The following is a 22,241-nucleotide window of genomic DNA, read 5'->3' on the forward strand; positions in this document are numbered from 1 at the left end:
TCTCCCTAACAAAACAAAAAAGGCATGAATTCAATATTACTATTGATTCATGCCTTGAAAATATTAGTATGCTAAGCCGAATAGCGCTTTGATATGTGTAAGATAGCGAATGTTAGACGCTTCTTTCATAAGTGTTGCAGGAAGACCTTTAAGTTCTGTGTTGCTAGCACCAATTGTAGCAACAGCGTCTTTGCGGCCTAAGCTTGCAAGTGTACCAGAGTTAATCGCTGAGAATGACTTCATCTCTTGGTTTTTGTATTGTGCGAATAAGTTGTAGCCAGCGCACTCACCCATTTGCCATGCAACTTGAGCAGTTGGTGCGTATAGTGGACGACCACCATCAGCTGGTAATGCTACAGATGCATCTCCAATTACGAATACATCATTGTGAGATGTAGATTGTAAGAACTCATTAATCGTAGCTTTACCACGGTCTGCTGCAAGACCAGACTCGCCTACGATTGGAAGTGGAGCTACCCCGCCTGTCCAAATAAGTGTATTAGCAACGATTGGTTCACGATCTTTAAGAGAAATGACATTACCATCAACGCCTGTTACAGGAGTACCTGTAATGAATTCAACGCCTCGTTTTGTTAAGCTTTCAGTAGCACGTTGGATAAGTGCATCTGGAAGTACTGGTAAGATTTTTGGACCAGCTTCAACAAGTTTGATTTTAAGATCAGCGAAGTTAACACCGTGTTTTGCTGCGATTTTCGGGAAGTTGTCCACGATTTCACCAACAAGCTCTACACCTGTTAAACCGCCACCACCGATAACGATTGTTGCATCTGCTTCGTCTTTTGATTGTGCATATGCTTTAATACGGTCTTCGATGTGTTTGTTAATTTTGTTTGCTTCGTTCACTGATTTAAGTACCATTGAGTTTTCTTCTAATCCAGGGATACCGAAGAATCCAGTTTGGCTACCTAAAGATACTACTAAAGTATCGTAATTTAATGTATAACCATTGTCTAGGTCCACTTTTTTATTGTCTACATTGAATTTTGTTACTTTAGCAATTTGTAAATCGATATCTAAACCTTTAAAGATTTTTTTAAGTGGTAAAGCAACAGCACCTTCAGCAATAGTACCACCAGCTAAACGGTGAAGTTCAGTGATGATTTGGTGTGTTGGGAATTGGTTAACTACAGTAATTTTAGCTTCATCAGCTGATAGATACTTGCGTGCTGTTAATGCAGTTAAAACGCCAGCGTAACCAGCACCTAAGATGACGATTTCTTTTGACATGATTAATTAATCCTCCGTCCTTACGAATTGAATGTATCTCGAGTCGAGTCTAGTCTTATCTAGCTTTACGTTCAGCGCTTACTTGTAAGAAAGCATTAACAAAACGGAAAACACCTTGAACTTGTGGGTCTTTTAACATTTTCATAAGACCGAATAAACCAATTACTTCTTGGCTTTCAGAAGCACGGTCTTTCGCTTCAATTGCAGTAGCTGCAAGGTTTTTAGCTGAGCCTACTACCGGGCCTGCCATTTCCGTTACCGCACCAACAGTATCATTTTTCAGTACTTCGTCAGTTGCAACAGCTTGAGCAAACTCATATGATTTTGTTAATAACGTCATCATTTCAGTTAACTTAGGTAATTGTTCAACTAAAGTTGTAAGTGATTCCTGAACCTCAGGCTTTAATAATTGATCTAGCACATCCAATTGTTCTTGACTCACAGTTAATTGTTCAGACTGTGTTTGGTTATTCGTTTCTGACATTTTGAACTCTCCTTTGCCATCACTATTACTATTTTAATTTTATTGCTTCCATGTAAAAAAGACTATTAAGGCACTTCTTAACAGTCGTTACAGCGCGTATATCTTACAAATCACCAGTCTCAAGAGCTGGATAGCAATTCGTATAATTTGTTATTACAATGTAAACTTTATTTTGCAAAAAGTGCATCATAATTCCATCCTATCTTGTCTTGGTGACTTTACAACCTCCATTATAAGGTTGTTTGTACATTATTTCAATGAGCTAAATCACAATTTCGACAATCTTTTCAAAATTCATTGATTTTGACAACTATATATCGTATTTAAGCTTGCTCTTTGTCCCAACTGTTAAAAAATGCAATATTTCCGACCTCAAATTTTCAAAATTTCTCTGTAAAACATTTGATTTTCAATAATATTTGGTCTATTTAAACTTCCCCTCAATTGTCCGTGTAATACTAAATAAAAAAGTATATTTTTAAAAAGTTATCGCCTAACTTTTCAAGTTTATCGACAACTAATTACGATTTATTACCCAAATTACCTCATTTATCGATTATCAAAAAAACCTGTTAGTAGAAAAATTCCACTAACAGGTCTAAACATCAAAAATTATTTAGTTGGTTTTTTCAAATCCATAGAAGCCGCTGAGCTTTCAATTTTTACGCGTTTTAGGAAGAACGCAAGCACAAGTGCAAGAACTGTAATACAAGCTGCAATGAAGAATGAGTGTGTAATACCATCTAATAAAGCATTTTGCATAATGTGATCCTGCATTTGTTGCATTTGCTCCGGCGTTGGTGCAACACCTGATTGCGCTGCATTCACTTTTGCTTCTGCAATTAAATCTTTAGCTGTCGCTTTTGTACGGTTATTCATGAACGTTACCATCACAGCACTACCAATCGCCCCTGCCACTTGCTGTACAGTATTGTTAATAGCTGTACCATGTGGGTTCATCATTTGTGGTAATTGATTTAAACCGTTTGTCATAATCGGCATCATAACCATTGATAAACCAAACATACGAATTGTGTACAATGACACAATAAATGTATAGCTTGAGTCTATTTCTAACTTTGATAAACCGAATGTCGCAATTGTTGTAATCGTTAAACCGATGATCGCTAGTATACGCGGTCCAAATTTATCAAACATCTTCCCTGTAATTGGCGACATAATCCCCATTACAAGTGCCCCTGGAAGCATCATTAAGCCCGCTTTAAATGGATCAATTCCTCGAATCGATTGTACATATGCAGGAGTTAAAATCATCCCAGAGAACATAGCCATTGATACGATAACCGAGATAGCTGACCCCAACGCAAACATTGGATATTTGTAAATACGTAATTCTAGTAAAGGCTGATCCATACGTAGTTGTTTAAATATGAAGATAATTAAAGCAAGAAGACCTGCTGAAATTGTGCCATATACCCAAGGACTTGACCAGCCCTTATCCCCTGCAGTACTGAAACCATATAGAATACCACCGAATGCTATTGTTGATAATAGTACTGATGGGAAATCTAAATGAACTTCACGTGTCTCCATTACGTTTTTTAATTTCCAAATACCAAATAATAAACTAATTACAGCAAACGGAATAATCATTTGGAATAGCATACGCCAATCATGATGCTCAACAATATATCCTGATAACGTTGGACCGATCGCCGGTGCTGAAATCATGACTAAACCAAAAATCCCCATTGCTGCCCCACGTTTTTCTTTTGGGAAGCTAATTAACATTACATTCATTAAAAGCGGTGACATACTTGAAGCACCTGCTGCTTGCACCATACGACCAGCAAGTAACGTACTGAAGTTAGGTGCAAAGCCAGCCATAATTGTACCGATTGTAAAGACTGACATCGCTGTAATAAATAAATGTCTATTTTTAAAGCGCGTTACAAAGAATGCTGAAGCAGGTACTAAAATCCCACTTACAAGCATGTAGCCTGTTGATAGCCATTGTACCGTTGAATATGTTATCCCAAAATCTTTCATGATTGTTGGTAATGCAACATTTAACAATGTGTTATTTAAAAAAGCAACAAAAGCACCCACAAATAAAATACCAATCATACCATAGGGTGGCTTTTGCAATATTTGCCCACTATTCATTTATACCCCTCAATTCTTTCTTGTTTTTTTCGATAAAACTTATTTTATACTCGCAGTCTACTTTTTTCAACAATTAAGATTAAAAATTTTTAAAACGTTGATATATAGGCGTTTTTAATGTAGAATAAGAGTATAATATTTTAAAAAAAGGTGAGGTTATGAACAAAAGAAAAAGACAAATCATTACTGCTGCCCGTGCTCTTTTTATTGAAAAAGGATTCGTGGATGCATCGATTAACGACATCATTAGTTCCGCTAAAATTTCAAAGGGTACATTTTACAATCATTTCTCCTCTAAAAATGAATGCTTAATCGCCATATTAGATGAAGGGCGTGAGGAGGCTAGTAATCGCCGCCACGAACTTCTTTACGGCAAAGATCCTACTGATTTGGAAGTATTAACACAGCAAGTTGCGGTACTTATGTATGTCAATCGAGAACATAATTTAATTCAAATTTTTGAATCGGTTTTCCATTCTCGTGATAATGAACTAAAAAAAATCATTTTAAACTATCATTTACAAGAACTTGAGTGGCTTGCTAACCGACTTGTACAAGTTTTTGGAGAAGAAATTAGTCCAATTAGCTATGAATGTGCTGTGCAGACACTTGGTATGATTAACCTTGCATTACGTGCTGTCTTGATAGCTGACTATAAATATATAAATCGCGAAGCCATTGTACGTGTAGCACTACGCAATATTAGCGTCATTATACCCGTTATGCTTGAATCAAAAGAGATCCTCATTAGTACGGAAATGATCAACACGATACAAAACGTCGCGAACTATAGAAATGTAGATAAGGAAACGGTCATCGAGCAATTATCTGGCTTTAAAAAAGGATTGTCTAAGAATGAAACAACGGAAGGCTTAGAGTATGTGGAATTCTTATTAGAGGAACTACAGCGCGAAAAGCCAAAGCTCTTTATCATCGAATCTCTTCTTACACCTTACCGTAAAGCATTCGTTGGGACCGAACACGCAGAAGAGGCACGTGACATTGCTAATAGCTTATGGCGCTATGTAAAAATTGAACGACCATCAGAGCGCTGTATTAAGTAAAACCTATCTTTAGACACATAAAGGGACTATACGGAAAGTGTAGTATCACACTTTTCATATAGCCCCTTTTTTCGTATTTACTCTATTAGAAACAAAAACTACTATTTACGTTTAAATTTCAATACAAAGACTGTACCTTCCGATCCTGATTGGACACTTATGGTACCATCGTGTAAATCAATTAACTGCTTCGTAATAGCCAATCCTAGACCTGTACCCGCCGTATCATCCGTAGTATTTGTACCTCGATAATATCGCTCAAAGAGGTTATCGAGCTTCTCCTGAGGAATTCCTGGACCTTGATCGGTAATTGTCAACATAATCTCCTGGCCTATATTTTGCGCTTCCACATTCACCTTTGTACCGTCAGGCGTATATTTTTTAGCATTGGTTATTAGATTATCTAAAATGCGCTTTAATAAAAGCTCGTCCGCTTCAAGTATGACATCCCCATAAACCTTTACAGACACTTGCTCATCTGCAAATTGAGGTAACCAAACGTTGAGTGGTAACAACACTTTTTCAAGCTGTATCGCTTTATTTTTTATTTGGTACGTATATGTTAAGTCTCGTATAAGGGCATCCATATACGTCGCCTTCTCCTGCATCGTAGTTGCAAAGACGCGCATTTCTTCCTTCGTCCACTCATAGTCCTCAGAAGCAAGCATTGTTGAATAACCATAAATAGAGCTTAACGGTGTCTTTAAATCATGGGATAAGCCTGTTATCCATTCCTCACGTAATTGCTCTACTTGCTTAATTTGCCTTTCATTGGAGGAAAGGCGTTCTGATAAATTATTAATCGATTCATCAACTGGCTGAAATAATTTAAATTTCTTCTTTAACTTCCCTGTCTTCCGATGATGGATACTTTTATCTCTTACTTTACTGTAGTCAAACTGCGTTAGCCGCTCGATACGAGATAATACATAAACAAGCGGACGAACAAATTGACGGGAAATGCTAATCGATAAAAAGAAGACCCCTATTAACAATATAATATGTCCACCAAAGAAGATGGAAACAAATATAACCATCGCTTTATTAAAAGGCTCTTCAAATGGCTTATATGATGGATTGGGCATACGCACAACTAGTGTCGAGCCGTCCTCTAAAGCAACATTTCGCGAAAGCTCTTTATACTCAAAAATATCGTAGTTCTCTTCCAACAATTGAGGCTTATAGAGCTTTTTATAGCGCTTACCAATGACTTCTACACGCTCCCACTGCTTATTATAGATTTCAACTGAGGCCTTCTTATCCTGTAAACGCTGGAGCAGTTCTGAAGAAATCTCTCCTTTTTCCTTCCATTCCCGAACTACTTCCTCAAATAGCGGTTGGACAGGTAAGGCCGGGAGGAATAACAGATGGTATTTAGGAATCTCCCACGTGTGCATTCCCGGCCTTTTAAGAGTCATTATTTCGTTATCTGTCATACTACATAGTTCACATGTATCTCCCGTGTAATCAACAATGTCCATCGAATTATTGAACAAATATAATTGCCCTAAGTTCTCCTTAGCTCGCTTCACTAAATAATCAGCAATCTTAATAGATTCTTCGTTTTCTACGACAGCATCATCTTTAATTTCAGAGGAACTCATTATATGAATATCGTCACCGACATGACGATTGATAAAGATTGCAAAAAACACCAAGCTTATAATAAAGCCTGTAATGATTAATAAATAAAAAACGATGAAATAAGATACAAAACGAAGCGTTAATCTTCTAGCTGGCTTCATGAATGAACATCTCCAACAAGTTTATAACCGATACCCCTTACAGTAATAATGCAGGCTGGTTTACCTGGATTCTTTTCTATTTTTTCTCGCAGTTTTCGAATATGAACCATCACAGTATTATCATCAAACAAACAGTCACCCCATACGCGCTCGTAAATTTGCTCCTTCGATAATACTTGCCCTGCATTTTCACATAAATATTTCAATAAATAAAATAACCTACCGCTAATAATTTCCTTTGTACCATTTGCAGTCACCTCTGCAGCATCGATATCGAATGTAAACCGACTGCATGTAAATAAATGACTTTCTGGCACATCTTTTTTCTTCACATATCTCGCAAGCTGGACCTTCACCCTCGCAACAAGCTCAAGTGGATTAAATGGCTTTGTAACATAATCGTCTGCACCATTCATAAAACCACGAAGCTTATCTGCATCACTACCTTTTGCCGTTAAAAAGAATATAGGTGCTTCACTTTGCTCTCGAATCATATTCGCCATATCAAGTCCACTACCATCCGGGAGCATAATATCTAATAGATAAAAATCGAAAACCTTCGTTTCAATTTTCTTTTTTGCCTCTTGAACAGTGTCGCAGAGTGTAATATTTAAAAACCCTTCTTTTCTTAAGATAATTTCAATCATTTCTGCAATTGCACGTTCGTCCTCTAATACTAAAATTGACGCGTCTTGCATGCTATCACCTTCTTTTAAGATTACTTTAAGGTAGTCATCATTTCACCATAAGCTTTACGAACTACACTATGTATAAGATAACCAATTAAGGAGATAAAACGCAATGACAACTAACCGTGTTACCTTCATAGATACAATGCGTGGGTTTAGCTTATTCGGCATCTTAATGGCGAATCTGTTGATTTTCCAGTTTGGCATGTATGGCAAAGATGAACTAAAAAATCTTTCTGCCCTCGATAACGGGGCCTTGTATTTTGTAAAAATCTTTATAGAGGGATCATTTATGCCGATCTTCACCATTTTATTTGGCTTCTCTCTTATTAAACTTATAGAGTCTATTCGTAGAAAAAAGGATAAGAGTCGATGGTCCATTTTACGCCGAGCAACGGGGCTAATTGCTTTAGGTTGGCTCCATTCATTTTTATGGGATGGCGATATTTTATTTTCATACGGCTGTATGACTTTATATTTAATCCCATTTATTAATCGAAAACCAAAAACATTATTTATTTGGGCAGGCATCTTATTTTTACTTACTACAGCCTTATCGTTTGGTTCCCTAGAAGAAACAAAAAAAGAACAGAAAGAAATAGCAACCTATATAGAGAAAGCCGATGATGTGTATGCGAATGGAAGTTATTTAGAAATACAGGATTTCCGTTCAAATGCCATACCTCCTGGAATGGACGATTCTGCTATTATATTCGTTCTTTTAATTTTGGCACCTATCATGTATGCACCACTATTCCTTTTTGGTATGGGTCTCGCTAAAATGCAAGCCTTTGTAAATATGGAAAGTGAAAAGAAATGGTATTTGATTGGATCAATACTCGTTCCTGTAGGCTTAGCTTGTAAAAGTTTAAGTTTTATAGATAGCTATTTTTCCGGCATGTTGATGATGGGTGGTTCACAGCTACTTTCAATTGGCTATGTCTGCCTTGCAGCTTTAATATACGAAACCCGCCCTGTACAACGTCTCGCTCCTGCCTTTGAGAGTGTCGGTAAACTATCATTAACCAATTATCTAATGCAAACCATTATTTGTACAACAGTATTTTACGGATATGGTCTAGGCTTATACGGCAAGCTCGGTGTATTTGGCGGTATTTTATTCGGAATCGTCGTGTATAGCTTGCAATGTGTTTTCAGCCTTGCCTATTTCAAGAAATTTAAACGCGGACCATTCGAAACTGCACTGCGCGTGTGGACGAATTGGTCTTGGAACGGACAGATTAAAATAAAGCAGAAAGGAAGTACTTTACATGAATAGTGACTCCAAAGAGGACTTTACGGATACATGGTGGTTCTTAGGAATCTGTACTGCTGTAGCTGTAGTTTTAACACTATTTGCTTTTTAATAAAACAAGCAACTTTACTTGGGAACAACTATACAACAACATTTTGGAATTCATTTTCACTTGCCCCCTACTGTATACTATGACTACACATACTATACAGCTTAGGGGGCGTTTTTTTGCTACAGCGAATTATTATTACTGGCTATAGACCACATGAATTGGGCATTTTTAATGACAAGCACCCGGGCATTGCCATCATAAAAAAAGCACTAGAAAACCGTCTACGTATATTGATCGATGAAGGTTTAGAATGGGTAATTATAAGTGGCCAGCAAGGTGTAGAAACATGGGGTACTGAGGTTATTCTAACGCTAAGAAATGAATTTCCTCATTTAAAATATGCTGTGATCACTCCTTTTTTAGAGCAGGAGAAAAATTGGCAGGAACACAAAAAAGAAAAATATCAGGCATTAGTAGCGCAAGCGGACTTTGTAACGAGTGTAACGAAAAAGCCATACGAGGCTCCGTGGCAATTTATCGAAAAAGACAAATTCATTATCCAAAATACAGATGGTCTGCTGCTAATTTATGATGAAGAAAATGAAGGCTCCCCGAAATATATGAAACGTCTAGCAGAAAAATATATGGAAACACACGAATATACACTTTTAATGATTTCCGCTTATGATTTACAAGTAGTAGCAGAAGAAATACAGCAACAAGATTGGTAGGTAAAATATTGCTATAATTTTCTGATAATTATATACTGAAACTATATTAGTTATAGATATGGATCATCACAATAGCGTGTCGTTGATCTCCGTTCCGACTGGGCGCTTTCCTGGGGGCGTCCGATGAGCCGCTTCACTCGCGTTGCTCGCTCCAGGGTCTCATCTGTGACGCTGATCCCCGAGGAGTCGCCCAGTCTCCACTCCAATCAACTTATATAAAAATGGTATTTCTTTTAACGAATATTAAACATTTTCTTTTCTACCCTTTAGTGCTAATTTCTAAAAAGGAGTTGCTAACATTTGAGTAAAAAAATCAAAATGGTTCTTGAGTCGTCGCCGGTGAATGTTTCTCATGATACGTACCGCAGAGAATGCAGATATACACGAGGGATTCATATTGAAGAACAAGAGTTTAAAGCAATTTTGGATGTCATGTGCCACGATTCTCGCTTGTATTTTGATTTCCATAATCCATGTAAAGAGATTAAAAAGGGAACATATTTAAATGGACACTCTGGATTAGCGCGAAATATTTATAATTACTATAAAACAAATCACAACATGGAACTGACCGAGCTTATAAACGGTAAAGATTTTTATGTAAAAATAATATAAAGTGGGTTGTTTCTTACATAACAACCCACTTTTTATCTCCAATAAAAAAGAGCTACCCTCAAAAAATGAGAGTAGCTCCGACTTTTTTAAAGATCCGATACTTGAGCACCTAACTCTTTATTATTGTACATTTCAGTGTCCAATTCTTTTGTAATACGTGCTGTTGTCACACCTGCAGTCATTGAACCACTTACATTAAGAGCAGTACGGCCCATGTCGATTAATGGCTCAACGGAGATTAATACACCCGCAAGTGCAATCGGTAAATTAAGTGCTGATAATACAAGAATTGCTGCAAATGTCGCACCACCGCCGACACCAGCTACACCAAATGAGCTGACTGCTACCACTGCAATAACAGTAATGATAAACACTGGATCAAGCGGATTAATCCCAACTGTCGGTGCAATCATAATCGCTAGCATTGCAGGATAAACACCAGCACAGCCATTTTGACCAATAGATAAGCCAAATGAGCCCGAGAAGTTTGCAATACCCTCAGGTACACCAAGACGACCTGTTTGTGTTTTAATGTTCATTGGCAAAGTACCTGCACTTGAACGTGAAGTGAAGGCAAACAATAATGTTTCCGCAGATTTCTTTAAATACGTAAATGGATTTAAACCACTTAAAGTAAGAATTAGTAAATGTACGAATAACACGATAAATAATGCTACATAAGATGCAATAACAAACTTACCAAGATTATAGATTGCCCCGAAATCAGATGTAGCAACTGTACGTGCCATAATTGCTAAAATACCGTATGGTGTTAAACGTAAGACGATTGTTACAACGCCCATTACTAATGCATAGATGGCATCCAAGCCCTTTTTAATAGTAGCGGCAGTGTCTTCATCCTTACGTGCTATACGTAAGTAAGCAAAACCTAAGAACGCTGAAAAAATTACAACAGCAATTGTTGATGTCGAGCGAGCACCTGTTAAATCTAGGAATGGGTTTGCTGGGAACAACTCAATAATTTGCGTTGGTAAATCCGGTGCAGTTAATCCAGAAGTTTTTTCCTCTAAATATGCTCCACGCTCTGTCTCTGCAGCACCATGTATAATATGTGAAGCATCTAAATGAAACACTGTTGCTGAAAAAATACCAACAGCAGCTGATACTGCAGTTGTACCGATTAAAATGGCTAAAATAAGAGCTGCCATTTTCCCGAAGTTTTTACCAACCTTCATTTTCGTAAAGGCTATTAAGATGGAAATAAAAATTAATGGCATCGCAACCATTTGTAGTAATTTAACATAGCCAGTACCGATAATATTGTACCAATTTGATGTTTTAGCTAACACATCAGAATCAATACCATATATTAAATGCAGTCCAAGACCAAGTACAATCCCTAAGCCTAGACCAGTAAAAACGCGATTTGAAAACTTAACGTGCTTTTTATTCATAAAATATAAAATTCCAACGAATACGAGTAAAACGGCAACGTTAAGAATAATTTGTAATGTAGACACTAGACAGCCTCCTAAGAAGTTTAATTATAATGTAAATCGAATTATATACCTATAATCCCTATAATTCAAGTATGTTTTGTTTAGATTAATAATTTCCTAAAGTGAGCAGTTTATTTCTTTTGATTATGCCCAAAAACTGATTTTAATAAAAATGCCGTTATCTTCTCCATGGATATGTAAAAAAAGACTGTGGGCAAGCTCAAATTATTACGAGCTTGCCCACAGTCTGACCTACTTCGTTTAATGAACGAGGTAAGTTTCTTTTTCATGGTCATTAATAAGGTAACAGCTTCCCGAAATTCTTTTACATTGTTTTTTCACACGTGTCACCGCATCTGACAATTGATCAACAGATTCAAATTGCTGATATTGACTAGTAATAACCGCAATGGATAGCGTAGTACAAGATAAAGGCTCTAGTTTACCAGCCCTATTTTGTACTTGTAAGTTTGTTAAATCCTCTGCATCATAAAAGCTTAAAATACATGCATCAAACTCATCAATAATCCTTTGACAGATTGGCGCAGCCTCATAATGCGGAAGAATTGCAACGAAATCATCTCCACCAATATGCCCTAAAAAATCTTCTGCACAAACGATATTTCTTTTCAAAATATCTGTTAAATACAGTAAAATTTTATCCCCTTTATTAAAACCGTACGTATCATTGTAAGATTTAAAATGGTCTAAATCAAAATACATTAAACTATATTGCGATAGCTGTAATGCTTCCTCTAGCTTTTCATCAATTAATTTATTGCCTGGTAGACTACTTAAAGGATTTAAAAAGCTAGCAAAAGCCACTTGTGTGTCTACGAGCTTTAACAGTAGCTCCCGAATACTCACTACACCATAATATAAGTCATTCTTTGTTACAATCACATCATCATATAAGTCCTCTGGAGGTCTAGACATCGCTAACGTACTGACATCTGTTATAGGTATATTGCGCTCTACCATTAAAGGATTCTCTTTAATAATTAGCTGATTATGCCGATCCATAAATAAATTATAGCCATAGCGTGTACCAATTTTTTGATAGAAATGTGTACGTGTAATATGCCCAATTGGTTTGTCATCTCGAACAACGACCACACTACGTAATAACGGATTACTTGTAAAAAGCAAATCCACTTCTTGATTTTTCACAAATTCATCAATACAAGGAACGTTTACTATGACTTCCCCTATCATCATGGTCATCCATCCTTATTTTCCCCAAATGTATTTCCTTTGCGGGTTTCCCTATCGCATAACCTTGCGCATAGTGGATACCAATATTATGTAAATAATGAAGCTCTTCCTGGCGTTCAATACCCTCTGCAATAATTTTCGTCTCAGCCTGCTCTGCGTATCGCATCAGCAAAGTAACAAGCTGCTGCTGCTCGCTGTTTTTATCAATAAATTGTATTAAGGAACGGTCTAGTTTAATAAATTCTGGCTTTAAATAAATTAGCGTTTTCAAGCTATTATAGCCTGAACCCACATCATCCACTGCAATTCGATAGCCCTGCGATCGATAATGCGATAATACACGTTCAAACTCTACAAAATCTACCACTGCACTACGTTCAGTTAGCTCAAACACTACCTGCTGTGGTTTTATGCCAAGCTCCTTTAATAACTGCAAGGTTTCACCACTATGGTAGTTCTTATCTAGTAAAACATTAGGATGTATATTGACAAATACTAGAAAATCTCTATTTACCCATTCTCCGTGCAGTCGTTCTTTGAAACGCTGTAATGAAAGATTGCGACAAAAGCATTCAAATAAAAATACGCAGTCCGTTTGCCCAACAAATTCATAAAACTGATCAACACTATGAAACAATTCTGAAGGCTCTGGGCGATTCAGTGCCTCAAAACCAACCGTTTGCCTCGTCTGTAAATCGACGATAGGCTGAAAATAAGTATGTAAATTCTTGTCCTGAATAATTTGCTTCAATGCTTTTAAACGTTTTATATAGAGCGTATTGTTTTGATGCTGCCCATATAAAAACTTTAAATAAGAAAATAAATTACTTGTTTTTATGCTTTGTCTTACAACAGACTCCATTCTCGCACCTCTTAAATCGGTTATTAGGATCTATTGTACGCTTTTATTGTAAATGCACTGTGAATTTCATGTAAAAAGAGGTGTCTCTAGTACTAGATTCCCTTATGAAAATAATCTTTTTTGATCAGTTGATCGAGTGGTATAAATTCAGGATGTGGAGAAGGTCGTTCGAACAAAAAATTAGTGGAGATTGGTTGTGCTTTATCAGCGATTTGTGGTGTCTTATCAGCGATTCTTCATGCCTTATCAGCGATTCACCGTGCCTTATCAGCGATTCACCGTGCTTTATCGCGATTTTACTGTGTCCTTTCAGCGATACTATTAGTATTTTACTGACAAGTACTTTTATAATAAGAAATAGAAGCTCAATCACAAGAAAGGGTGCTTGATATCTCAATGAACGTAGAGAACTTTTTACAACTGCCAATTACAAAAGATTTTACAGTCGTTGCTGGTCGCAATGGTTTACATAAACCCGTTCAAAATGTGGAAATTCTAGACTTTGAATTTTCGCCTGATATTCAAACTGTGAGAGAAACGATTTTCACACCGAATAGCGTTGTTTTAAGCAGTTTATTATTCGCAAAGCAGAAGCCAGAATATTTATGGAATGCCGTGAAAAGCCTTATTGAGCTGGGGGCAAGTGCTTTAGCCTATAAGCCTGTCATCTATGAGGATTTACCAGAGGAAGTGCTAGTCTATGCAGATGAACACAATTTCCCGATATTGCGATTTGGCGGAGACGAATTTTTTGAAAAGATTATTTTAGAAACGATGGCCTATGCAAAAACACAGGATTATTCATTCTTTTTAGAAACGATTATGCGACGACTTATGGAGGAAGAAGTAACTGATGAACAAATAAAGTCGATATTACAGCAAATCAATAAGCCCTTTGAAAAATATGTATTTGTAGCAAATATTCAAATGCAAGATCATGCAAATAGCCAGTGGATGCAATCTCTTTTTCAATTAGAGCCTCTATTGAAATCTAGTATGATGTGCACCTTTAAAAAGAGCCTCTTTATTTTAATGACCCATCCATCACAGTCATTTCAATTTGAAAAACTTCTCAATGAATGGTTGACGATGTATGCAATCTCAACTGAATCAATGACCTTTGGCTATAGTCGTTGTCACGTAACACAAACAGAATTTCCTACTGCTGTTCGCGAAGCCTTTTATGCACGTATCATGGCTGAAATAGAAACAGCTCCTATATGTCATTATGAGAACCTCGCTTCTGATTGGTTGTTAATTGAATTACATCGTAAGGACGCTACATTTGCTATGGACTATGTAAATAGCTATCTTGGTCCCCTACTTGAGGAAAAGGTTGATCCGGATTTAATGAATACAGCAATCACCTATGTCGTAAAACAAGGCAATATTAAGGAAGTAGCAGTGGCTCATTTCTGCCATCCAAACACAATCCGTTATCGTCTGTCAAAAATACGTCAGCTAGTAGCACCTTTAGAAAATGATTATGTTTTTTATGAACGTTTAGCTGCAGCCGTTAAATTGTACTTATTACATAGCAAAATGAATGTCGAATGACAGCTTTGGAATAAGTACAAAAAAACGCCTGAATTTTTAGAATTAAAATCAAACTATTTTCTTCCATCTCATGCTATTCTATTGAAGTTAGGAGGACGAATGATGAAACAATACATAGCTGATGGTATGCTATTAGTCACTGCAATCGTTTGGGGTAGCGGTTTTGTCATAACGGCTATTGCATTGGAATATTTAACAGCCTATCAAGTAATGGCAGGTAGATTTTTATTAGCTTCTATAATACTAACAGTCTTATTTGGATATAGATTAAAAAGAGCTTCTAAATCCGTTATCTGGAAAGGTATTTTATTAGGGACCATTTTGTATATTGCCTTTGCCCTTCAGACAGTAGGGTTACAATATACAACACCATCTAAAAATGCATTTTTAACTGCTGTCAATGTCATTATTGTTCCATTAATTGCATTTGCGGTTTACAAGCGTCGGATAGATGGCTATGAAATTATCGGTTCGATAATAGCTATTATTGGTATTGGTTTGCTATCTTTACAGGGCTCACTGACGATGAATATCGGAGATGCGCTTTCCTTAGCTTGTGCTGTCGCCTTTGCCTTTGATATTTTTTGTACGAACCTTTTTGTCCAAAAGGAAGATGCCATTGCTCTGACGATTATTCAATTTATGACAGCATCTTTTTTAGGTGTCTTAGTCGTAGTCAGTCAAGGCGATATCCCAACTACTCTTGAAAAAGAAGCCATCTATTCAATCATTTATTTAGCCATTTTTTCAACTACTCTCGCCTATCTTTTTCAAAATATTGCGAATCAATATACGTCTGCTACAAAAGCAGCTATTATCCTGTCTACAGAATCCTTCTTCGGCATGGTACTATCCGTTATATTCTTACATGAGGTATTAACAAGTCGGATGGTTGTAGGGGCAGTACTGATTTTACTCGCCATATTAATTGCAGAAGTAAAGCCTGCACATCCTAAAAAACGAATGTTGAAGAGCTCTCGATAACGGATTTCAAAATAGTTTCAGTCCTACTGAAGCTATTTTTTTATTAAACACGGCTAGTCATGATACTTGTAGTAATCCCCGCTACCAAAACTGTAATAATAGAAAGCAATAATGTACTAGAAGATAAAAGCAGTCCCCCTATAACGATGACGATTGAATCTATCATAAAAATAAGTATCCCGACATTAATTCCGGTTTTATCACTTAAAAATTGTGCAATCAAATCTGTACCACCAGTGCTTGTCTGAAATCTAAGCATCAAACCAACACCAAAACCCATAAGTATTCCTCCAAATACGGCGCTAAAGATGGCATCTACATGAATAAGATTCCGGACGGGCTTTAGTAAATCGATACTAAGAGAATATGCGAATAATCCATGTATACTATTGTAAAAATACGCTCTGTATTTATACCAAGAAATAACAAAAATAGGAAGACTAATAATGATGATCATTAAACCTATTTTAAGCTTATATATATAGTGTAAAATAAGCGCTATTCCTACAACGCCCCCATCTAAAATTTTATAGGGCGTTAAGAATAAATTAATTCCTAATGATAACGCGGCACTTCCTATAAGAATGACCAAGCCTTTCTTAATAAAATACATAAAACCCCCCTCCGAGACTTAGCATGTTTTTATAATATGAAAAAATCGATTTGAACATGTTATTGTTCACGTCTGTCGGTGTCATAGTATTAATATTTTTTATCGAGCTTGGTCGCTAAATTTCTCATATATCAATTATGCCTCGGCATAATTGCGTCTGGAATTGGAAAAGAGTATCGGGTGTGCAGATACACCAAAAATGCCCTTTTTGCATATAAACAAAAGGGCAATGTTAGAAAAAACTATTTGCGTTTTACCTTCATGCGATCCAGCAAAAATCCGCCTTTAAATGATTTGGGCTCGTACGAAATAATAAAAGCATTCGGTTCATAATGCTCAACAATTTGGAACAATTCTGTCTCGCGATTTCTCTTTGTTAATATTTCATATTTATAGCGATTACTATCTCGCCCCTCACCAATGTAGATCGTGACTGCAAACCCTTCATTACGAAGAAATTTCACAAGTTCCTCATTCTTATTTTGCGTATTAATGGTCGTATAAACATAGCCTATCGCTAGTTTACGTTCAATTTTTGCCCCTAAAAATATTCCTAACCCAAAGCCAACTGCATAAAAGACCATAGCTAACATACTTTGTTTCCCACTAAAAACGAGTGAAAGGCCAAATACATACACTAACATCTCCAGCATACCGAATATGGCGGCAAGGAAAGTAACATTCTTCACTAAAAGTATTGTACGTAACGTTAAAAAAGGCACATAAATTAATTGAAGTATTAAAATCAGAAATATACTTTGCATTTGTAAGAGACCTTTCAAAAAGTAGTTTTATATACTATCAGGTGTGTTGATTAACCATTTTTATACATCCAAAGAGGCTGATTTCCGCTACGGGCTACTCGCTTTCCTGCGGGCGAGCGTCGAGCCGCTTCCTCCGCTTCGCTCCGTGCAGGGTCTCGTCTGTCTCGCTTTCCCGCGGGAGTCGAGTAGCCCTACGCTACAATCAGTTAAAATGGAAATATATTGGCAAAGTGGTAACGGAAAAATCCTTTTATCGCTCAATAATAAACTTATTTTTTCCTAATCAACACGCCTGATATACTATAAATGTATGTTGAGACATCGATTTGCATTCTATTAAAATGTATCTATTTTCTAGATTCCCTAACAATTAAAATTTAAACATCTACTTTTTATAAAAAAATGCCACCTACTATAGAAGTAGATGACATTATTATAGAGATCCTATAAGCAGCTTTCCCATGCATCGGGTCTTCCTTACATTGTGGCCCGCTTAAAATTTACTGAATCAATGTTGTAACAAAGTCTATTTTTTTTGCAACAAAACGAAAAATCATCGTAAGTTCTGAGAAGTGTTGCTACGATTAAAACAGAAAGGAGATCAACATGAAATTCAACTATATTTGGAAAAACAATCAATCATCTTCTGAAATTGAGATTATTAGTAATCCATCGAATAAAAAATTGCTATCGACATTTGAACAGCATTTTTCTCAATCTATAACATTAAGCGCAACAGATTTCAAAACAAATCGTCAGGTTGTGATTGAACTCAATGACATCGAAGCAATTGAAGCATCTGGTCATTTTACCAAAATCTTTTTAATAGATGGTACAGAGCTATTGCTGAATAAGATTTTAAAAGAATTATCTTACTTGGAATCATTCGGATTGGTTAGAATCAACAATTCGACGATTCTGAATTTGAAGCAAATACGCGCATTTGCTTCGGGAAGTCATGCTAGATTGGAAGTTATTACAAAACAACAAAATAAGTATATTGTCAGTAGACATTATGCAAAATCTATTAAGGAGAAATTGATATGATAAAAGACTTAAAAAACAGCTTTTTGTACGTTTCATTTTTGGGATTGATTTGGATTGTTTTTTTAATTACTATTTTTAATCTTCACGAAGAAATAGTCAACTTTCTTTATATTTGGAATTTAATTGGTATTAGCGTTCTGCTGGGGATTGTCTTTGGTATAGCTTATCCTTATTTATGGAACTACTCTACATTAAAAGGAACAACAAAAATTACTATTAGTACTTTTTTGAATTTTTTCTGTGGCATAGGAAGTGTTTATCTTTTTTCACTGAAAGTATTTGAATTTATCAAACCTTATTTGTTGCTAATTTTAGTGATAACGTTGATTGGTCATATCATCGGATTTTATTTTTTCTCAAAATATGAAAATAAAAAAATAGCGGATAGTTTGAATAGATCGCTAGAAAATTAAGGAGACTGAAATGAACCTCAATACTAGCTTACAAGTACTATTAAATGATATTACTCAGAAACAAAAGAAGGGGCTTCCTTTTATAATGGCCTCAATATTTATTTGGGGAGTTATCACAATAATCATGTTGTTGCCTTTAGATTTAATGATAAAAAATATTGGTATTTTATCTTGTGGTGCATTGCTGTTTCCTGTTTCAATTCTTTGTGCCAAAATATTAAATGTTGATTTATTTTATAAAGAAAATCCATTGATTAATGGACTATTAATTGCAACAAACAATCAAGTTTTATATTTAATTATTTGTATTCTTCTATTAATTAAAGCACCTATGTGGGTCTTACCTGTATATGCAATTATTTACGGTGCACATTTGTTACCATATTCATTCTTTTATCAATCAAAAAGTTATCGATATAGTTCAATATTTATTTGTATAGCTATTTTTATAAGTGTAATTTTCATCCATTTAAATATTATTTTTGTCTCGCTAATCGTAGAAATTGGTGTGCTTTTCTTATTTTTAATGCTGAAAAAGGAAATCAAAAACTAGTCTAAAAAAATCAGACTAGCTTTTGATTTCTCTTCACCTTTTTAGTTGAATAAAAATAATCAAATGCTTGTTTAAATGTGAAACTCAATAATGGTTTTTTTCTACAACCCTCCTAACATGTACTCTTTTACGCATACAAAAAAGCCACCTACTTTCAACTAAATTAATAGTTAAGAAACAGGCGACTTTACAACGTTCTTTTCATCAAAATATGCGGGGTATTTAGGATGAAAGTTATTTAATTTTTCCGTTAAGCTTCCCCATGCATCGGGTCTTCCTTATGCTTAGGCCCAATCATGTTGAATAAAATATTAAGGATAATCGCTGTGACAGAACCACAGACGATACCGTTTGAAGTTAGGATAGAAACGCTTTTTGGCAGTGATTCGAAAATCCCTGGAACAACAGATACACCGACACCAAGGCTGACTGCAATTGCAGCAATCATGGCGTTTTCAGCTGACTCATTCATAACAGGTACTAGCATGCCCATACCTTGTGTAATAACCATACCGAACATTGCTAGCATTGCCGCACCAAGTACTGGTGTTGGAATAATCGTTGTTAATGCCGCGATTTTTGGTAGGAAGCCAAGTGCTACTAGTAAACCACCTGTAATGTAAATGACTTTACGGTCTTTTACGCCTGACATACGTGTAAGTCCCACGTTTTGTGAGAAAGTTGTATATGGGAAAGCGTTGAAAATACCACCGATAACAGAGGCAAGACCTTCTGAACGGTACCCACGTGATAAATCTTTTGAATCTAATTTTTTCTTACAAATATCACTTAGCGCAAAATAAACCCCTGTTGATTCTACTAAAGAAACCATTCCTACAAGCGTCATTGTAATAATCGCAGATGCATTAAATGTTGGCATCCCGAAGTAAAATGGCTGAACCATATGTAATACGTCAGCATCTGACACTGGGCTAAAATCAACCTTCCCCATAAATACTCCTAGGATTGTCCCCGCAACTAATCCGATTAAAATGGAAATTGCACGAATGAAGCCTGTAGAAAAACGATAAACGACTAAAATAATAACCAATGTAATAAACGCTAAAGTTACATTAGAGCGAGATGCAAAATCGGCTGCACCTTGTCCACCTGCCATATTATTTAAAGCTACTGGTAATAAAGAGATACCGATAATCGACACGACCGAGCCTGTCACAACTGGTGGGAAGAATTTAACTAACTTACCAAAAAAGCCTGCAATAATCATAATGATTACACCTGATGCAATAATAGATCCATAAATATCAGTAATCCCTTGTTCAGGATTAGTACCGATTGCAATAATCGGACTAACCGCTGTAAATGTACAGCCTAGTACTACCGGCAAACCAATACCGATAAATTTACCTGAATACACTTGTAAAAGCGTTGCGATCCCACACATCATAATGTCAATCGCTACTAAATACGTCATTTGTGCTGAATCAAAACCAATTGCCCCACCGATAATCAATGGCACTAAAATGGCTCCTGCATACATCGCAAGTAAATGTTGAATAGCTAGCGTCGTCGATTTAACTTCTTTCAGCAAAAGTTTCCCTCCTCTATAGGTGATGTGATGAATGCAGATTTAAGCTACTTTTCAGCGGGTGTCCAAACACACGCTGAAAGAAGTTAAAGCCTCCGGCGGATGTCACAGAATCGGAAAGGAGTTCTTTGTGCAAGCACAAAGCCGATTCCGGACGCAATTATGCCGAGGCATAATTGATCGGCATTCATTACGCATTAGCCTCCGCAGCAAATGTTACTTTGCCATCTTCAAGTGAATCTACAATTGCTAATGATTCCACGCGAACCCCTTGCTCACGTAATAATTTTCCGCCATCTTGGAAGCCTTTTTCAATAACAATGCCGACACCCACAACATTTGCACCAGCTTGTGCTGCAATATCAAGCAAGCCTTTGACAGCTTCTCCATTAGCTAAGAAATCATCAACAATTAGAATGTTATCATCTTCATTTAAGAAATTGCGTGATACTGAAATATCATTTGTTTCATTTTTCGTGAAAGAATGTACTTTTGAAGAAAAAAGATTATCTGATAGTGTTAAAGATTTACGTTTACGTGCAAACACTACAGGAGCACCGATTTCAAGCCCTAGCATAACAGATGGTGCGATACCTGAAGATTCGATCGTTAATATTTTTGTAATGACCTGATCAGAGAAGCGATTGGCAAACTCATGACCAATTTCCTTCATAAGCATTGGGTCAATTTGATGATTTAAAAATGAATCTACTTTTAATACAGATGAAGATAATACTTTACCTTCTTGCAAAATTTTGTCGTGCAATAACTTCATTTCCTTTTTATCCTTCTTTCTTATAGTAATAAGTTTTTATGAGCAAATAACTTTCCGTTACAGGCGAGCGTCAAGTCGCCTCTGGGCCATACGATATTGATGTCACGAAGGCCTTATCTCAGAAGAAATGCTCATTCCAAGTAATAAAAAACGCTGAATACCTTGATCCATTCATCTACGAGTGGAGCAAAGCATTCAGCGTAAAAACGTCGAAACAAATAGAAAAAGTCATCATCTTATATGAGATCTTCTAAAACATTGCTACCCATAGTCGATTTATTTACGGTAAATCGGTAGAAACTTGCGAGCCATATTCTCGCCGTTATATGAGTGAAACAGTATGAAGCTGTAATACATAACAATTATTCAAATCAGCACTTCATTCGGTATATGACTATATGACCTACTGAACAAAGATTGATTTTTCGGAATTTACTGA

At 36.2% G+C, this 22,241-nt stretch carries 21 protein-coding genes and 1 riboswitch; of the genes, 9 read left to right on the forward strand and 12 right to left on the reverse strand.

Annotated elements, in window-relative coordinates:
- Positions 1-63: 63 nt before the first annotated feature.
- The 3 genes from AMS59_RS18765 to AMS59_RS18775 form a co-directional block, all read right to left on the reverse strand.
- Entirely contained in the window at positions 64-1,248 is a 1,185-nt protein-coding gene (locus tag AMS59_RS18765) for an NAD(P)/FAD-dependent oxidoreductase (RefSeq protein WP_053485267.1), read from the reverse strand.
- A 55-nt stretch (positions 1,249-1,303) separates the two neighbouring features.
- Positions 1,304-1,732 (reverse strand): DUF1641 domain-containing protein, encoded by a 429-nt coding sequence (locus AMS59_RS18770; protein ID WP_053485268.1) that lies wholly within the window; start codon positions 1,730-1,732, stop codon positions 1,304-1,306.
- A 612-nt stretch (positions 1,733-2,344) separates the two neighbouring features.
- Positions 2,345-3,859 (reverse strand): DHA2 family efflux MFS transporter permease subunit, encoded by a 1,515-nt coding sequence (locus AMS59_RS18775; protein ID WP_053485269.1) that lies wholly within the window; start codon positions 3,857-3,859, stop codon positions 2,345-2,347.
- Between the two features lie 158 nt (positions 3,860-4,017).
- Here AMS59_RS18775 and AMS59_RS18780 point away from each other — a divergent pair, with 158 nt between their 5' ends.
- Entirely contained in the window at positions 4,018-4,923 is a 906-nt protein-coding gene (locus AMS59_RS18780; RefSeq protein ID WP_053485270.1) for a TetR/AcrR family transcriptional regulator, read from the forward strand.
- A 101-nt stretch (positions 4,924-5,024) separates the two neighbouring features.
- Here AMS59_RS18780 and AMS59_RS18785 read toward each other — a convergent pair whose 3' ends face one another.
- Entirely contained in the window at positions 5,025-6,668 is a 1,644-nt protein-coding gene (locus AMS59_RS18785; RefSeq protein WP_053485271.1) for a sensor histidine kinase KdpD, read from the reverse strand.
- Positions 6,665-7,366 (reverse strand): response regulator transcription factor, encoded by a 702-nt coding sequence (locus AMS59_RS18790; protein ID WP_053485272.1) that lies wholly within the window; start codon positions 7,364-7,366, stop codon positions 6,665-6,667. The genes AMS59_RS18785 and AMS59_RS18790 overlap by 4 nt, the downstream gene beginning before the upstream one ends.
- A 103-nt stretch (positions 7,367-7,469) precedes the next feature.
- Between AMS59_RS18790 and AMS59_RS18795 the strand changes: the two genes are divergently transcribed.
- The 3 genes from AMS59_RS18795 (at position 7,470) to AMS59_RS18805 (ending at position 10,010) form a co-directional block, all read left to right on the forward strand.
- Positions 7,470-8,636, forward strand: coding sequence for a DUF418 domain-containing protein (locus AMS59_RS18795; RefSeq protein ID WP_053485273.1), 1,167 nt, complete (start codon positions 7,470-7,472; stop codon positions 8,634-8,636).
- 204 nt (positions 8,637-8,840) lie between these two features.
- Positions 8,841-9,395 carry an SLOG family protein gene (locus AMS59_RS18800; protein WP_053485274.1) on the forward strand — a complete coding sequence of 185 codons (555 nt, stop codon included), beginning with the start codon at positions 8,841-8,843 and terminating at the stop codon, positions 9,393-9,395.
- Between the two features lie 300 nt (positions 9,396-9,695).
- Positions 9,696-10,010, forward strand: a complete 315-nt coding sequence (locus AMS59_RS18805) for a hypothetical protein (RefSeq protein WP_053485275.1) — start codon at positions 9,696-9,698, stop codon at positions 10,008-10,010.
- Positions 10,011-10,096: 86 nt separating this feature from the next.
- Here AMS59_RS18805 and AMS59_RS18810 read toward each other — a convergent pair whose 3' ends face one another.
- From AMS59_RS18810 to AMS59_RS18820, 3 genes are all read right to left on the reverse strand, one after another.
- Positions 10,097-11,491: an L-cystine transporter gene (locus AMS59_RS18810; RefSeq protein ID WP_053485276.1), complete on the reverse strand. Its 1,395-nt coding sequence runs from the start codon at positions 11,489-11,491 to the stop codon at positions 10,097-10,099.
- Positions 11,492-11,731: 240 nt separating this feature from the next.
- Positions 11,732-12,688 (reverse strand): GGDEF domain-containing protein, encoded by a 957-nt coding sequence (locus AMS59_RS18815; protein WP_053485277.1) that lies wholly within the window; start codon positions 12,686-12,688, stop codon positions 11,732-11,734.
- A complete protein-coding gene (locus AMS59_RS18820) occupies positions 12,648-13,547 on the reverse strand; it encodes an EAL domain-containing protein (RefSeq protein ID WP_053485278.1) in 900 nt (299 codons plus the stop codon). The genes AMS59_RS18815 and AMS59_RS18820 overlap by 41 nt, the downstream gene beginning before the upstream one ends.
- A gap of 396 nt (positions 13,548-13,943) precedes the next feature.
- Here AMS59_RS18820 and AMS59_RS18825 point away from each other — a divergent pair, with 396 nt between their 5' ends.
- Both AMS59_RS18825 and AMS59_RS18830 read left to right on the forward strand, forming a co-directional pair.
- Positions 13,944-15,104 carry a PucR family transcriptional regulator gene (locus AMS59_RS18825; RefSeq protein ID WP_053485279.1) on the forward strand — a complete coding sequence of 387 codons (1,161 nt, stop codon included), beginning with the start codon at positions 13,944-13,946 and terminating at the stop codon, positions 15,102-15,104.
- Between the two features lie 102 nt (positions 15,105-15,206).
- Positions 15,207-16,088 (forward strand): DMT family transporter, encoded by an 882-nt coding sequence (locus AMS59_RS18830; protein ID WP_053485280.1) that lies wholly within the window; start codon positions 15,207-15,209, stop codon positions 16,086-16,088.
- A gap of 43 nt (positions 16,089-16,131) precedes the next feature.
- Here AMS59_RS18830 and AMS59_RS18835 read toward each other — a convergent pair whose 3' ends face one another.
- A complete protein-coding gene (locus AMS59_RS18835) occupies positions 16,132-16,701 on the reverse strand; it encodes a YitT family protein (protein ID WP_053485281.1) in 570 nt (189 codons plus the stop codon).
- Positions 16,702-16,943: 242 nt separating this feature from the next.
- Entirely contained in the window at positions 16,944-17,465 is a 522-nt protein-coding gene (locus AMS59_RS18840; protein ID WP_053485282.1) for a DUF2179 domain-containing protein, read from the reverse strand.
- A gap of 606 nt (positions 17,466-18,071) precedes the next feature.
- On the opposite strand from AMS59_RS18840, the gene AMS59_RS18845 reads away from it, so the two are divergent.
- The 3 genes from AMS59_RS18845 to AMS59_RS18855 are packed head-to-tail and all read left to right on the forward strand — an operon-like array spanning position 18,072 to position 19,478.
- The gene (locus AMS59_RS18845) at positions 18,072-18,512 is read left to right on the forward strand and encodes a LytTR family DNA-binding domain-containing protein (RefSeq protein WP_053485283.1); all 441 of its coding nucleotides are present in this window, start codon (positions 18,072-18,074) and stop codon (positions 18,510-18,512) included.
- Positions 18,509-18,925: a hypothetical protein gene (locus AMS59_RS18850; RefSeq protein ID WP_053485284.1), complete on the forward strand. Its 417-nt coding sequence runs from the start codon at positions 18,509-18,511 to the stop codon at positions 18,923-18,925. Before AMS59_RS18845 ends, AMS59_RS18850 begins: the two co-directional genes overlap by 4 nt.
- Before the next feature lie 10 nt (positions 18,926-18,935).
- On the forward strand, positions 18,936-19,478 hold the full coding sequence (locus AMS59_RS18855; protein WP_053485285.1) for a hypothetical protein: 543 nt from the start codon (positions 18,936-18,938) through the stop codon (positions 19,476-19,478).
- A gap of 250 nt (positions 19,479-19,728) precedes the next feature.
- On the opposite strand, the gene AMS59_RS18860 is transcribed toward AMS59_RS18855, so the two are convergent.
- A complete protein-coding gene (locus AMS59_RS18860) occupies positions 19,729-21,027 on the reverse strand; it encodes a nucleobase:cation symporter-2 family protein (RefSeq protein ID WP_156304718.1) in 1,299 nt (432 codons plus the stop codon).
- A gap of 190 nt (positions 21,028-21,217) precedes the next feature.
- Positions 21,218-21,802 (reverse strand): xanthine phosphoribosyltransferase, encoded by a 585-nt coding sequence (locus tag AMS59_RS18865; RefSeq protein ID WP_053485286.1) that lies wholly within the window; start codon positions 21,800-21,802, stop codon positions 21,218-21,220.
- 248 nt (positions 21,803-22,050) lie between these two features.
- A riboswitch (purine riboswitch) is annotated at positions 22,051-22,152 on the reverse strand.
- Positions 22,153-22,241 lie beyond the last annotated feature (89 nt).

It is taken from the genome of Lysinibacillus sp. FJAT-14745 (genome assembly GCF_001275675.1).
In the GTDB taxonomy this organism is placed as follows: domain Bacteria; phylum Bacillota; class Bacilli; order Bacillales_A; family Planococcaceae; genus Lysinibacillus.